The organism is Akkermansia sp. BCRC 18949 (genome assembly GCF_045011645.1).
GTDB lineage: Bacteria > Verrucomicrobiota > Verrucomicrobiia > Verrucomicrobiales > Akkermansiaceae > Akkermansia > Akkermansia massiliensis.
The window spans coordinates 639,227-653,910 of the sequence record NZ_CP123619.1; the positions used below are offsets into that span (position 1 = coordinate 639,227).

The 14,684-nt window shown below is 62.2% G+C and carries 10 protein-coding genes; 8 read left to right on the forward strand and 2 right to left on the reverse strand.

Features of this window, described 5'->3' with window-relative positions; genetic code table 11:
• Nucleotides 1–132: 132 nt before the first annotated feature.
• The gene (locus P8A25_RS02675; RefSeq protein WP_215442450.1) at nt 133–2,211 is read right to left on the reverse strand and encodes an alpha-L-fucosidase; all 2,079 of its coding nucleotides are present in this window, start codon (nt 2,209–2,211) and stop codon (nt 133–135) included.
• A 190-nt stretch (nt 2,212–2,401) separates the two neighbouring features.
• On the opposite strand from P8A25_RS02675, the gene P8A25_RS02680 reads away from it, so the two are divergent.
• Nucleotides 2,402–3,079 carry a M23 family metallopeptidase gene (locus P8A25_RS02680; RefSeq protein WP_022396555.1) on the forward strand — a complete coding sequence of 226 codons (678 nt, stop codon included), beginning with the start codon at nt 2,402–2,404 and terminating at the stop codon, nt 3,077–3,079.
• Nucleotides 3,080–3,100: 21 nt separating this feature from the next.
• Complete coding sequence (nadD, locus tag P8A25_RS02685) at nt 3,101–3,676, forward strand: nicotinate (nicotinamide) nucleotide adenylyltransferase (RefSeq protein WP_215442451.1); 576 nt, start codon at nt 3,101–3,103, stop codon at nt 3,674–3,676.
• A gap of 22 nt (nt 3,677–3,698) precedes the next feature.
• Here the strand turns inward: nadD and truA are convergent, their stop codons facing one another.
• Nucleotides 3,699–4,490, reverse strand: coding sequence for a tRNA pseudouridine(38-40) synthase TruA (gene truA / locus P8A25_RS02690; RefSeq protein WP_102721922.1), 792 nt, complete (start codon nt 4,488–4,490; stop codon nt 3,699–3,701).
• A 115-nt stretch (nt 4,491–4,605) separates the two neighbouring features.
• Between truA and P8A25_RS02695 the strand changes: the two genes are divergently transcribed.
• The 6 genes from P8A25_RS02695 (at nt 4,606) to rpsO (ending at nt 14,666) form a co-directional block, all read left to right on the forward strand.
• Nucleotides 4,606–5,910: a hypothetical protein gene (locus P8A25_RS02695; RefSeq protein ID WP_215442452.1), complete on the forward strand. Its 1,305-nt coding sequence runs from the start codon at nt 4,606–4,608 to the stop codon at nt 5,908–5,910.
• A complete protein-coding gene (locus P8A25_RS02700; protein WP_404838756.1) occupies nt 5,910–11,093 on the forward strand; it encodes a hypothetical protein in 5,184 nt (1,727 codons plus the stop codon). The genes P8A25_RS02695 and P8A25_RS02700 overlap by 1 nt, the downstream gene beginning before the upstream one ends.
• A complete protein-coding gene (locus P8A25_RS02705; protein WP_215442454.1) occupies nt 11,080–12,711 on the forward strand; it encodes a hypothetical protein in 1,632 nt (543 codons plus the stop codon). The genes P8A25_RS02700 and P8A25_RS02705 overlap by 14 nt, the downstream gene beginning before the upstream one ends.
• Before the next feature lie 116 nt (nt 12,712–12,827).
• Nucleotides 12,828–13,691, forward strand: a complete 864-nt coding sequence (locus P8A25_RS02710) for a L,D-transpeptidase family protein (protein WP_180975187.1) — start codon at nt 12,828–12,830, stop codon at nt 13,689–13,691.
• Nucleotides 13,669–14,310: a sugar O-acetyltransferase gene (locus P8A25_RS02715; RefSeq protein ID WP_215442455.1), complete on the forward strand. Its 642-nt coding sequence runs from the start codon at nt 13,669–13,671 to the stop codon at nt 14,308–14,310. Before P8A25_RS02710 ends, P8A25_RS02715 begins: the two co-directional genes overlap by 23 nt.
• 101 nt (nt 14,311–14,411) lie before the next feature.
• Nucleotides 14,412–14,666 carry a 30S ribosomal protein S15 gene (gene rpsO / locus P8A25_RS02720; RefSeq protein WP_022396563.1) on the forward strand — a complete coding sequence of 85 codons (255 nt, stop codon included), beginning with the start codon at nt 14,412–14,414 and terminating at the stop codon, nt 14,664–14,666.
• The last annotated feature ends 18 nt before the right edge of the window (nt 14,667–14,684 follow it).

The following is a 14,684-nucleotide window of genomic DNA, read 5'->3' on the forward strand; positions in this document are numbered from 1 at the left end:
CGGTTTTCCAGCCGGGAAGGAATGGCTTTTCTTTTCCACGCCGGAACATGGTTTGCAAACAGGCAGTGTCATGAAAAAGACGTTCCGGCCTGAAAAAGCCGGAACGCCTTCATGCAGCTAAGTGAATGGATTTTATTTGCCTGCGGGCGTGCCGAAGACGTTGATTTCCGCAGCAGAAGCGCTGTTGCCGTCCAGCGAGTTCGTGCCGGTGAAGCGGAAGTAGCGTACGGGTTCCTTGACGTTCTTGAGGTTGACGGATTGCTCGATGGGATTGGCGCGGAGGTTGGAGAATTCCCCTTCCGCCGCCTTCGTCCAGGTTTTTCCGTCCGGGCTCACTTCAAACTGGTATTTGTCCGTCATTCCGGAGGTTTTTCCATCCTGCCTGGGCAGGTAGGAGAAGCTGGAGACCTGGTAGGGTTTGCCCATATCCACCACAAAGGATTGGGGCGCCTCAGCTTTGGCGAACCAGGAGGTTTCCGGATTGTCGTCAATGGCCGCCGCAGCGTTTCCGGAAGTGGCGTTTTTCACCTTCCACCCGGTTTTGCTGATGCCGAATTTGGCCTGGCTGACGGGACCCAGCTTGCCGTTGGAGAATTGGCAGCGGGCCTTGACTGTGCCGCTTTCCGCAAATTTGGCACCCTGGCTATAGACGGGGGAGCCTTCCTTGGGTTCGCTGCCGTCCGTCGTGTATAGGATTTTGTTCTTGCCGTCCGCAAGGATAATGAGGTTGTCTCCGCGGCGGAAGATGGAGGGCCGCACGGCGCCTGCAGGCTGGCGGAAGAGGGAGAATTCAGAGATGCAGGGCGTGGCCTGGCTGCCCGTGATGCGTAGGCGCAGCTTCTGGGCGGTGATGGGGCGGTTCAAACGCCGCATGACCTGGTTGCCGATGGTCTTTCCTTCATTGTCGATGCAGACCCATTTGCCGTTGATGAAGGCGTCAATGTTGAAGGAGTCCACACGCTGGCCCAGGCGGATCTGTTCGCGCAGCCGGATGACGTCGAAGGTGGCGGGTTTGGGCAGCGTAATGAAGGCGGTGGGCGTCAGGTTGTCGTCCTCCACGGCCCAGTAGGTTTCCATGTTGCCGTCCGTCATGTTGGAGGGGGCGAATTTTTTGTCATTGCCGCGCGTCTGGCTGGCCGTGACGGTGGCGCCCAGAGCATAGTCCCTGGCATACAGCTTGTCGCGCAGTTCCTTGAATTCCATCAGGGATTTAACGTCCGCAGGGTCCAGTTTGCCGGTTTTGTCCGCCGCCACGTTGAGGATGAGGTTGGCTCCGCGTCCCACGGAGTCAAACCATACCTGCATGAGTTCTTCCGGGGATTTGACGCGGGAAGCCTGCCCCTGGTGCCAGAACCAGCCGGAATGGTTGATGGTGGTGTCCCCTTCCGCCGGCACCCAGCGTTCTCCGCCGCGCTTGCCGGTTCCTCCGCCTCCGCCGTTCAGCCCTACGGTGCTCCAATGGGGGTAGTTGACGTGGCCCTTTTCAGAGCCGCCCCAGCGGGCGTCTCCGTAGTGGCCCGCGCCCCAGATGATGCAGTTGGGCTGGATTTTGCGGATCATCTCCACGATTTTTTCAAAGTTGTAGTACTTTTCCGCGTCGCCGATGTTGCGCTTTTCCTTGGCCCCTCCGTAGTAGCCGTCCCCCCCGTTGGCGCCGTCAAACCAGATTTCAAAGACGGGGCCGTAGTTGGTCAGCAGTTCGCGGATTTGCTTGTAGTAAACGTCCAGATAGCCTTCCTTGCCGTAGTCCGCATTGTTGCGGTCCCAGGGACTGAGGTAGGTGCCGAATTTAATGCCGTGCTTTTTGCAGGCCAGGGCGAATTCCTTGACCACGTCTCCCTTGCCGTTTTTCCACGGGCTTTTGGTGATGTTGTGGTCCGTGGACTTGGTGGGCCACGCGCAGAAGCCGTCGTGGTGCTTGGCCGTATAGATCATTCCTTTCATGCCGCCCTTCTTGAAGGTGGAAACGATGTCGGAGGCATTGAAGTCCGTAGGGTTGAAGATTTTCGGATTTTCGTCGCCATAGCCCCATTCCCTGCCCGTGAAGGTATTCAGGCCAAAGTGGATGAAGCCGTAGAATTCCATGCGCTGCCAGTTGACCTGGGAGGGGGTTGGCACCGCCCCGTAGGGCTTGGGAGGGTCTGCGGCCCAGCCGGGCAGCATTGAAGAAGAGAGAACCGTTCCGAGGAAGAGGGAGGTAAGCTTGTTCATGCAGAAAAAACGTGTGTTAAAAAATACGGGGAATGTTCCACCCTTCTTTCATACGGGGGCTTGGCTGTCAAGTTGAAAGGGAGGGTGGAAGGGGAACGAAGGGGGTTAGCAGGCTCTAACTTCGACATGCGGGGAATTCCGCTTGATACGGGACCGGGGTCCGTTTAGCATACAGAGGACTTTTGTTCCCATGTCCTATTTCCGTTTTTTACTGCTGGCGCTGGTTCTTCTGACCGGTTCCGCGTTTATCAGCGAGAGCGCTCCCGTTTACATGGCCCGGCGGGACAGCAAGTTCGCGCTCGTCCCTCTTTGCGACGGTTTTGATTTTCCGGTAGGCAAGCCTGACGGCAACGGCTATTACCGGTCCCGCGGCCTGCGCGTGAAAAGCCCCCGCCACATGGGCGAGGACTGGAACGGCAACAGCGGGGGCAATTCCGATCTGGGCGATCCCGTTTATTCCGTGGGCCACGGCGTGGTGACTTACGCGGCGGACGCCCGCGGCGCGTGGGGAAAGGTGGTGATTGTCCGCCATGCCTTCCGCGAGCCCAAGTCCGGAAAGGTTCTTTGCTGCCAGACGCTTTACGCCCATTTGAATGATATTAACGTCGTGCTGGGGCAGTTGGTGCTCCGCGGCACCCAGGTGGGCACCATCGGCACGAACCGCGGCATGTATCCGGCCCACCTTCATATTGAACTGCATTACAATCCGGACGTGAATTGCGGCCAGCAGGGTATTCCCAAGACGGAGCGCAATTACGGCCGCCTGACGGATTTCATCACCCGCTTCCGCCGCCTGCCTCTGGAAAAGAGGATGGTGCGCGTGCCCATCGGCGGGTTCCTGCCTTACAAGGGCACGGAAGGACTTTGATTTTTTGACGGATGACGGACGGTGAAGCTGTGCATTTTCGGCGGTTCGTTTGATCCCGTGCATGAAGGGCACGTTCGTGTGGCTGCGCATGCGCGTGAGTACTGCGGGCTGGACCGTGTGCTGTTCATGCCGTGCTCCCTGTCTCCGCTGAAGGAGCAGGCCCCCGCCGTGACGGATGACCAGCGTTGCCGGATGATTGATCTGGCGCTTCGGGGACTGGATTGGGCCGTGCTTGACCGGACGGATTTGAATCTTCCGCCGCCTTCGTGGTCTTGGAGAGTGGCGGAGTGCGCAGCGGACCGTTATCCCGGCGCGGAGCTGTTCTGGCTGATGGGCAAGGACCAGTGGGATTCCCTGGAACAGTGGGGCCGCTGGGAGCACCTGGCCGGGCTGGTGACGTTCATCGTGTACCACCGTGGCGGTGAACCGGCGCCCAGGGAAGGGGTGCGCGCCGTTTTCATTGAGGGGGATGAGCCCGCTTCTTCCACCCGTGTGCGGCATGATCTGCGTACGGGCGTATGCCCCGTGCCTCATTTGAATCCGGAGGTGGAGAGCCTGATCAGGCGGGAAGGCCTGTACGGCGCGGCGCGCAGCTAGGGGGGAAGCAGCCTGTTTTACCTCATTCCTGCTTGTTTCCGGGGGCTTCCTCCGCGTAGTGGACCTGCATCAGCGTGAGCCCGTCCGGCGGGGCGCAGAACGGGCTTTTATCATCCGGGCGTGGGTAGTTAATGAGGCGCGCCAGTTCGTCCAGCGTGATTTTTCCCCGCGCGGCTTCATGAGCGGCTCCTGCCATGAGGCGCACCATTTTATAGAGAAAGCCCGTTCCGGTGAGGGTGATGAAGACATGTTCCCCCTCCTGCACCACCTGCGCCTGCGTGATGGTGCGGAGGAAGTAGTCCGCCGGGATGGGGCGCGGTTCATTGCCGCGCAGGGCCGCAAAGGCCGTAAAGTCATGCGTTCCCAGAAAGAGCCGGACGGCTTGCTCCAGAATGTCCGTGCTCCAGGCCAGTGGACGGTGCCAGGCCAGCCCGGCGTCAAAAGGGCTGAGGACAGGCGCACGGGAGATGCAGTAGCGGTAGGTTTTTCCCGCCGCGCTGAACCGGGCGTGAAAGCCTGGGGGAACGTATTCCGCCTGGGTGATCCGTATGGTCCGGGGCAGGCGGGTATTGAGGGCGGTGGGCCATTTGTCCGCAGGAATGCGGTGGGTGTCCGGCGCATCCACATGGAAGACCTGGCCCAGCGCATGCACGCCGGCATCCGTCCTGCCGGAGCCGTGGATGCGGACGGCGGAGCCGAAGAGGGCGGAAAAGGCGCGTTCCAGGGCGTCCTGTACGGTGCGGCCCCCCGGCTGGCTTTGCCAGCCCAGGTAGGGGCGTCCATCGTACGCGGTGGTGAAACGGATGCGGGGCATGGGGCCGATTGTGTTGGAACGGTCCGGTTTTGGCAAGCGGCAAGTACCGTGCGGTGACGGTTTGGAATGGATGCCGTGCGTTCCGTCCGCTCCCTAGCTTGGAGGCCATAAAAAGATGGCTATACGAATACAGGATTTTGGAATGCTGCATGTGGCTCCGGATTTGTCCGGCGTGATTCCGTTGAACGCGTTTGAAGCGCAGGCCGCCGGAGTGCGGAACCTGGCTGCGGGCGCGATGGATTTGGCAGGAACGGCGGGTGCCGCGCTGAAGGAGATGCAGGAGGTGAGGGATGCCGGGCAGTGGGCGCAGGCCCGCGACGGCCTGTACCGCTTTGAACAGGACGTGATGCGGGAGCTGGAGGCCGGCGGGGAGCCGGACCGCCTTCAGGAGAAGTGGAAGAAGGCTTTGGCGGAACGGCTTCCCGCCTACCTGCCGGGCCGGATGTCCGCCCCGGTGAGGGAGCGCGTGGAGCTGGCGAGGGAGAAACTGGAGACTGCCGGAAGCATTTATTTGCAGAAGATGTCCCGGCTGGGCCAGTTGGAGGAGGCTCGGCGGTCCTGGGCCGGAGGGGTGGAGTCCGCCGTAGAGCAGGGGGAGGATTCCCTGGCCGAACGCAGGATTGAAGAAGGCCGCGGCGTGTTTGTGACCGGAGATGAAGCCTCCCGCATGGCGGAGGAAGCTCGTGCCCGTGTGGCGCTGAACCGGGCGGTGGAGGAGGTTCGCCGTGATCCGGCCGCGGCAGTGCGCCTCGTTTCCCGGGAGCGGGAAATGCCTCAGACCCCGGAGGAAAGAAGAGTGGCGCAAGAGGCTTCTGCGGCATATGGAGAGCTGAAGCGGCGTTATGCGGATGCTGTGGCGGCTACCGTATCCGGCGGCGGCCTGCTGCGGGATGACGGGCTGGCGAATGCGGAGAAGCACGGCTTGATCAGTTCCGAGCAGTTGAGGCGTTATACGGCTTCCAGGGACCGGAGGCAGGCGGCGGAGTTTTCCGGCGTCAGCATTCCGGGAGACGACATGCTGCTGTGCCGCATGGCCTCCCTGATTGATGAGGATTGCGGAGGAGAGGGGGATGCGGACGCCATGATTGAAGTGGCTACTTCCGGCCTGCCTGCGGCGCAGGTGGAAAGACTCCTCCGGCGGCGGGAGGTGATGATGAATGTTCCCCTGGAGCTGCGCCGCGCGGCTTCCCGCCGCCTGTCCTCCATGTTCCGGAACGGAGCCTGGGGACCGCCGGAGGACGCCCGTGCGGTGGAGGAATGGAAACGCGTCCAGATGGAGTTGGCGGAGGCCGTGCAGAGGTCTCCGGAACAGCCGGCGGAGGAGATGGAGAAAGTTTTTGAGAAGGAAAACCGCCTCCAGGATGCAGGCTGGGTAGGTTTTACGGATATGAATATGAATAATGGAAAGGAAGGCAAGTGATGATGGAAGATGAGAGGAACCAGGAACAGGACGGGACATTTTTAGTAGAAGAAGGCGTGCCGGAAAAGGCCTCCGCAACGATGGAGGAAAACCGGTTGCAGGAGGAGAACGCGGTATCCGCAGTCCCTTCCGGCGCGGGAGAATTCCCGGAGCCGGTGGCGGCGGCGAAGGAAGAGTACTGGAACAGCGTGCTGACGGGGGATGTGATGACCATTCCCCGGGAGGTCAGGCAGAAGGCGGAAGCGATGTATCCGGCGGGAACGGCTGACCGGGAAAGGATTGCCGCGTGCGTGATGCAGTCATGGGTGGCGGATTCGGGGGAAATCCCCCGCGAACGCATCCGGAGGGACTGGAAGAGTATCCGGGAAGAGGTGGCGCGGCAGTATGGAGCGTCCGGCAAATCTGATGACGAATTGTTTGTGGCCGTCTCCATGCACAACCAGGTGCGCCTTTCCCAGCGGGAAACCTTGTTTGAATTGTACCAGGAGGAGTATGACCGCACGCTGGCCGGGAGTGGAACGGCTCCGGACGAACGGAGGAAAGAGGCTGTTTCCGCGTGGCCGGAGGAGATGCAGGCCGTGGCGGACCAGTTGAAGAGCAGGGCCGTGTCCGACGCCCTGGATGACAGGAACCGTCTGGCGGACGCCGCCGGAATTATCCGCAGGGGGCTGGAAGGGCTGGTAGCCAGTGAGGCCCCGGCGCCGGAAGGTTTTCCCGCCGTACAGGTGAACCGGAAGGCGGTTGCCGGAGTTCCGGACGTCGTTCGCGCCGTGGATTGCCTGGCGTCCCTGGAGGACGGGGACCGGCGGAAGGTGTTCCGCATGATGGCCCCCTACCTGCGTTCCCGGCCCGCTTTCCGGGATGCCCTGGGGGGCGCGCTGAAACGCGGAGCAGCGGAAGCAGCGGAAAATGTGGCTCATCTGGCCGTGAACGGTGCGGCCTGGGCCCTCCCGGAAGGCCGGGAGAAGGAGGCGTTGGACAGGTATTCCCGGAGTTTTGAGGAACTGCGGGATTTTGCCAGGATGGAGTTTGCTCCCCTGCGCGGAGGAAAGGATGCCCCCTGGTTCCGGGAGATGCTGGTGGACATGGCCCAGCAGGGCGCATCCACGGCGCTGGCGTTCAGCGGCCCGGCCGGGCTCGGACTGCTGATGGCCGGGGAGACGGGCCGCCACATGGCGGATGCCCGGCGCATGAATCCGGACGGCGTGTTTGACGCCCAGATGGGTGGCGCGGTCGTGTCCGGGGGGATGAACACCCTGCTTTCCTTCGGGATGACGAAGCTGGGCCAGCGGATGCTGGGACAGGGGATGCGCGCGTTCCGGGCCATGAGGTCCGCTTCCGGGAATGTGGGAGCGGTTCTTTCCGGAACGGGAGCCATGGCGGCGGATGCCGTGAAAATGGCGGCGGAGAACAAGCTGATGGAGCTGACGCCCATGGTGGCCCAGGAAGGCGTGGGAGCGTTGACGGACAGGGTGTCCGGCGTGGACTGGGAGGGATGGAAGGAGCGGCAGATGTCCGTGGACGACCAGTTGAGGGAGGCGGCTATGATGATGCCGTTCCTGCTGATCGGCGCGGGAAAGGCTTCCCTGCACCATTTCCGCCATGCCGGAACCTTGCTGGGGGACGGAGAACCTCTGAAGGTGTTTGGCATTCCGGATGAAGCGGTAACCCGCATCCTGCGGGAGAAGGACATGCGCCGTGCCGGGGAGCTGCTGCAGAAGTCCCTGCGTGATTCTCCCCTGTGGGGATCCCTGTACATTTCCAGAAAGGCGCTGGAATGGTCCCGCGCGCTGGATGAAGCCGGGGAGCCTTTTTTAAGGACGGAACAGGACGTGAGGGATTTTCTGGAACTGCCTTCTCCCGTGCGCACGAAGCCCTGGAAGATGAGGGATTTTCCGGAGTCGGAAGCAGTGTTGAAAAAACTTTTTCCCCATCCGGACCATGCGGCGGCCAGGACCAAGTGGCTGTTGCGGGCCGGGCTGCCCCGCGTGGGAGAGTCCGCCGCGGCGGACGGCCGCCACGTTTATGAGGCGGAGCCGGCCCCCGGCATGGAGATGAAGAGAACCCGGGGCCGGAGTTCGGTAGAAGAGGCCCTTTCCTCCTGGTATGAAGCCCTGTGCCGTATGGAAGAGGAAGACCTAGGGCTGGCCAGGAACAGGAACGGGAGGGAAATTCCGTGGCGTTTGAGGAATGCGGCGGATTACGACGTGCAGGCGGACGCCCTGCGCCGCGCGTTTGTGGAAGACAGGCTGAAGAAGCGCGCCTACCGCCCGTACAGGATGTTGCTGCTGGCTTATCCGGAGGAAGCGGGGCGTAGCGGTTTTTCCGGCAGGGACTGGGACGCCGTCACCGTGGAAATGGAGCGCCGGACGCGCGCCAATGTTTACGAGGGAGTGATGGAACGGGTGCACGGCGCTTCCCATGAGGAGGTGTCCGGGCATGTGGCCCTTCGCCTGTGGGAGTCGTTTTGCCGTGATGAGGGTTCCTGTGCCAGGGCGCGCCGCTGGCTGGAGGAAGGGAGCTCCCTGCTGAACGCTCCGGATTTGCTGGCCGGGGCTTCCGGTCCGGACGGCCTGGCCGCCGCCCTGTCCAGGATGAGCGGCATGATGGCTTCCCTGGGGGACCGGGAACGCCACCGGGTAAGCCCGGAGCTGCGGGAGATGAACCGCATGGTATGGGGAACTCAGGCGGATGTGAACAGCTTGTACCAGGTGCTTCCCAATATGAAGGAGTTTGACGTGCATGTAGGGCGCGGCTACACGCCGGTGGAGAGTTACGGGCGGCTGCTGTCCCGTTTTCTGGAAGTGGAACCGGAACACGTGGCCCGTTATGCCACCGTGCTGGATGCGCCGCGGCTGCATGCCGGTCCGGAGCGGGCGGTTCCCCGCGTTTATCCGGGTACGCAGAAAGCGGTGGAAAATCTTTCCCGCCTGACTCCGCGCCTGTTCCAGTCCTCGCGTGGGAGCGGAGGCGGGGAAAGGCTGTGGCGGGTAAAATATCCCAATGGCAGATGGTCGGCCTGGCATCCTTCGCAGGAGGCGGCGGGAGCGGACCTGATGGCCAATGTCTCCATGATGTTTTCCCCCGCCTGCACGGCCAAGAGGGATTTGATCCGGAGCTGGGAATGGCACGCCCGCAGCGGGCATCCGGAATGGGATACCAATTATCTGCGGCTGACCGCAGGACTGGAAAACGTGCAGGGGGAAAGGCTTTCCTGCCTGTATGACAGCCTGACGGCCATGGCGGTGGCGGATATGCTGAAAGCCGGTTACGGCGTGCGGGGCGCCGTGGGTTCAGGGGACCGTCTGGAGGTGACGGGCAGGGGCCGCGTGGCCGCTGAAACGCTGATGAGCCATGACGCCCTGCGGGAACGCATGGATATCCACGGCAAGTACGTGGGGGACGTGCAGCGGCTGGGAGTGGATGCGGACAATCAGCCCGTTCCCTCGGCCAAGGGACTGGTGATGCACCGGCTGCGGCTCCATAATACGGAAAATCCCCTGGCCTTGATTGAGGACAAGGCGGAGGTCGTATGGGACCGGCTGATGCGCACGGACCAGCTTTCCCCGGAGGACGCGTGGGAGATGCTGAAACGTCTGGGCCGCGTGCCGCGCCGCAGGGCGCTTCCCGGAGAAACGGAATTGATTGAAGAGCTTTCCCAGCTCTCCAAGGAGTATTTTTTTGCCCATCTGGACCATGACGCCGTGCCGGAGACGGTAGCTTCCTGGGCGCGCTACGGGGCCGCAAGCCCGGACAAGGCTCTGGAACCTCTGGAGGAATTGGTGCGCCGCGCCGGGCTGCTGAAGAAAACGCTGAAGGAGGGGCCGGAAACCGCCGAATTCATGGGCATGCTCCGTGAAACGGTGGGAATGAATGACCGGATACGGGCTGAACGCGCCTGGGACGCAGGCGGAGAGGAGGTGCGCCTTCCCATGATGGAAAGGTACGCCCATAGCCTGATGACCGGCAGGCTGCTGTCCACCGCGCCGGACCACGTGAGGGAGGACCTGCTGCGTTCTCTGGCCGCGCTGGACGGATACGGGGGCGGGTCCGTCCGCAGGATGGAACGGCTGGCGGAACACCGCATGACGGAACTGGCACGGGCGCTTCAGGAGTTTCCCCAGTTGAATGCATGGCGTCCGGACCCGGAGCATCCCGGCCTGTACCTGCATTTGGTGAAGCGGCCGTTCAAGGCCGGGAAGGGAACCCTGCGCGCGAAGGATGTTTCTCTGGAAGCCATGGGAGAACTCCTGCCGGAACCTGTTCTGGAGGCCCCCCTGTATATGGAGGAGGATTTTTCCGTCAGGAGCGGCGTTCCTGCCCCTGCCGCATGGCGCAGCCGTCCGGAGGTAATCCGTGCGGTGGAAACGCTGGACGTGGTGAGGCGGGATTTTGCAGCCCGGCCGGAAGCCGCGGAGTCCGGCGTCATCTGGCAAGGAAGAACCTACCGGATTGATTCCTGGACGGCCCCCGAAGGGGTGGCAACGGCCTGGAGCCGGGAACTTCCCCTGGATGAAGCCGCCTCCCTGATTGATGTTCTGGACCGCAGGCAGGAGGAAATGAGAGGGGGCATGCTCCCCTTCCTGCCTGATCCGGAGGAGGCGCGCGCGATGTACGCCAACTGCGTGATTTACCGTGACCCGGACGATCCGGGGCATACCGTTCGCCTGATGCCGGGCATTCCGGAAAGCCCCGTACGGCAGGCGCGCGCTCCGTATGTGGTGCATGCGTGGAACGGCGTTTACCTGGACAGCCGGGGTCTGCCTGCGGCGTCCGAGCGGGATTCCTATATTCCGCTGGAGCGCTTCACAGGCGCGGGAGAGGAGCCTTCTCCGGAAACCGCTCGGGAGAGCCGCGCCCGGTCCCTGGGCCGGATTCTGGAAACGCTGGGGGATGCGGATGCGCAGGAACGCTGGTGGTGGAACAGGGAGCAGGCCGTTGGGTGCTTCATGGAAGACGTCGTCAGGCTGTATGAAGAGCTGGGGGTACGCTCAGGCTATCTGAGGGGGGAGCTTGACCTGCTTGATCCCGTGATGGTTCAGGCTCTGCGCTTCGTCTCCCACGTGCTGAACGATCCCCTGGCCTACCGCCTGCCCCTGGACAAGGGGACGGAGGCCCTGAAGGGAATGACCAGGGAGGGAGTCCTGCTGAAAGAACTGGTGGAGGAACATGGAAACTTCTAATCATCTGACGGAATCCTGGAGCCAGCCTTGGCAGTCTGTCCTGTCCAGCCAGCTCTGGAGGCTGGAGCACCTGTACTGGATAGAAAACAAGGCCGGGCAGCTCCAGCGCTTCTCCCTGAACAGGGCGCAGCGGCGGCTGCATGAGCGGCTGTGGTACAGGAACGACATCCTGAAGGCGCGCCAACTGGGCATTTCCACGTATGTGGCCATGCTGATGCTGGACATGAGCCTGTTCCGGTCCAATTTCCATTGCGGCATTATTGACAAGAGCCTGCCGGACGCCCAGCAGAAGCTTGCCAAGCTGCGTTTCGCCTGGGACCATCTGGATTACGTGCCGCCCGACCCTTCCGCGATGGATGTGGCCCTGGCCCGGCTGGGAGAGAGAATCAAGAGCCTGTCCGGCGTGGAGAAGAAGGGGGAATGGCGGCCCTGCACGTCTGCGCGCAACCGCCTAGCTTTCGCCAACGGGAGCGACGTGCGCGTGGGGACGAACCTGCGCGGGGGCACCATGCAGTTCCTGCACGTTTCCGAGCTGGCGCATGTTTCCGTGCACGCCCCGTGGCGTGCCAGGGAAATCCGCACGGGGGCGATCAATACGGTGCCCCCCGGCGGCTTTATCCTGAAGGAGAGCACCCATGAGGGCGGCCGGTACGGCGTGAATTACGAACTGACGCGCCAGGCCATGGAGAACATGGGCAAGAGCGAGCTTTCTCCCCTGGATTTCCGGTTCTTCTTCTTTAGCTGGTTTGACCAGGAGGAGTACACGTTGCCGGGGCGCGGCAGATGGAGCCGGGAACTGGACGAGTACTTCCTTTCCCTGGAACGGGAAACCGGGGTGGCGCTGGATGCGGGCCAGAAAAGGTGGTACGCCAGGATGGCCCGCGTGATGGGGGCGGCCATGAAGCAGGAGTACCCGGGAACGCCGCAGGAAGCTTTCTCCACCGGGGAGGAGGGGAGCATTTACGGCAGCCGCATCATGGCCCTGCGGGAACGCGGGCGCGTGGGGACGGAGTTTGCGGCGGACCCGGACGCCCCCACCTTCACGGCGTGGGACCTGGGGTTGAGCGATCATACGGCCATCTGGCTTGTGCAGGTGATGGGGGACAGCTTCCACTGGCTGGACCATTACGCCGCCAACCAGCAGCCCCTGGCCCATTATGTGGAAAAAATGAAGGAATGGGAGAAGGCGCACGGCGTGGCGGTAACGGCCCATCTGCTGCCCCACGACGCCGCGCGGAGGGATGCCCACGGCATTTCCTACGTGGAGAACATGGCACGTCTGGGATTGGCGAACGTGCGCGTCGTTCCCAGGACCACGGACGTCTGGCGCGGCATCAATACGCTGCGGGAACTGCTGGAGCGCAGCTTCTTCCATGCCCGCACCCAGGAAAGGGTGCGCGGCGTGCGCGGAGAGGAGGAGCCCGGCGGCGTGGAACATCTGGAATTGTACAGGTCCAGGCCGCCGGGTGCGGGCGGTTCCGTGGTGGAGAGCCCCGTGCATGACGGACATTCCCATACGGCGGATGCCGCGCGCACATTTGCGGAGGCGTGGTCCCATGGACTGCTCCACGGGCCCGGGAATGACCGGGGCCGCGGCAGGCGCGCACGGATGTGGTGATGGAAGGAAAACGGGGCCGGGAAGAGATTTTTTTGATTGATGGTTGACAGTTTTGTCAAAAAGCGGTTCCTTTTTCCGGCTTTCCGTTGTCTAACGCAGTGATGCGACTCCCCGAGATGAAGTTACCCCTTTTCCATCTGCTGGTTCCCTGCCTGTGCGTTCCGTTCCTGTTTTCCTCCTGCGGCACCACGGGTGGGGGCTCTTCCCCTTCTTCCTCTTCCAATGTTCCGGTGGAGGAAATGACCGGGTATTTTGAGGAAAGCGGAACCATTCCGGGACACCTGCTCAAGTGGGAGGACGATCCGTCCCTGCCCGGAAAGCTCCTGGTCGTGGTGGACAAGAAGAAGCAGATGATGTACGTGTACCGCGGGACGCACCGCATCGCGTATGCGCCCATCAGTTCCGGCAGGAGTTCCGGCATGACGCCCTCCGGCTATTTCCGCATCGCCTCCAAGGATGCGGACCACCATTCCTATTACGGCGCGTTCATCAATGCCGCCGGGGAGCTGCGGGACGGGGATATACGGAAGGATGCCGCACGGCCCGGAGAAAGGTTTGAACCGGCCAAGATGCCCTATTTCATGAGGGTGAACGGGGCTGTAGGCATTCATGAGGGGTACCTGCCCGGCCGCCCGTCCTCCCACGGGTGCATCCGCATCCCCCATCTGGTGGCGAAGAACCTGTTTGAAGTGGCTCCCGTGGGAACCCGCGTGATTGTCAGAGACGGGGATTGGAATATTCACGAGCTTCAGAAAAAGCCGTCCGGTATTTTCAGAACGGTGCATAAGCCGTCCGCCCAGCGGGCTGGCGCAAATTCAGCTTCCTCCGGGAAGAAGGAGCTTGTAAAGTCAGAGGCGTCCGTAGAGAAGGATGCCGCTGCCATGCCGCCTGTTGGAGAACAGGAAAACGCGCCGCTGCCTTCTTCCGGCGCGGACGCCGTGACCCCCTCTTCATCCCATGGACTCGAAGGACTGGAATAACATGCTGGCCGGGCGTTTGTACCATGCCCAGGATTCCGAATTGACAGCCAGGCGCCTTCGGGCGCGCAAGCTCGTCTTCCGTTACAACCAGTCCGCCCCGGAGGAGGAAGAACTGCGCCGGGAATTGGCGCGGGAGCTCTTCGGCGGCATGGGGGAAAACTGCTATCTGGAACCTCCGCTGCGGTGTGACTATGGAACGAATATCCGGCTGGGGGATCGCGTATATGCCAACTTCAACCTGGTGGTGCTGGACTGTGCCGCCGTCACGATCGGCAGTGATGTGCTGATAGGCCCCAATGTGGGGATTTACACCGCCACGCACCCCGTGGACCCGGGGCTGAGGCGGGACGGTCTGGAATTTGCGCTTCCCGTCACCATTGAGGACGGGGTGTGGATAGGCGGCCATACGGCCATTGGCCCGGGCGTGCGCATCGGGCGCAATTCCGTGATAGGCGCGGGAAGCGTGGTGACGAAGGACATTCCCGCCAACGTGGTGGTTGTGGGAAACCCCTGCCGCGTGATACGGCCCATTACGGAAAAGGACCGCGAGGCCTGGGGTGCGGTGGAAAATGGTGGGGAGGCCGCTACCGCAGGAACGGAGGCAAATTCTCCTGCATGATGAAATTTGAATTGCTTTTGGGGACGGATGGTGCATAGTTGGCGCCCTCACAGTGTCGATTAGCCGCTGCCACGAGCTAAATACATTCAAAGAAAACACTTATGAGTAACGAAATCAATTTGCAGGAATTCAAGATGCATGAAAAGGATTCCGGTAGCTCCAGCTACCAGATCGCCCACCTGACCCAGCGCATCGCCCACCTGACCGACCACCTGAGCACGAACAAGCACGATGTTTCTTCCCGCCGCGGGTTGTTGAAGATGGTGGCTCTGCGCCGCAAGCTTCTTGATTACGTCAAGCGTGAAGATCTGGCCCAGTATCAGAGCCTGATTCAGCGTCTTGGCCTTCGCCGCTAAACGGCGGAGCATATTCCC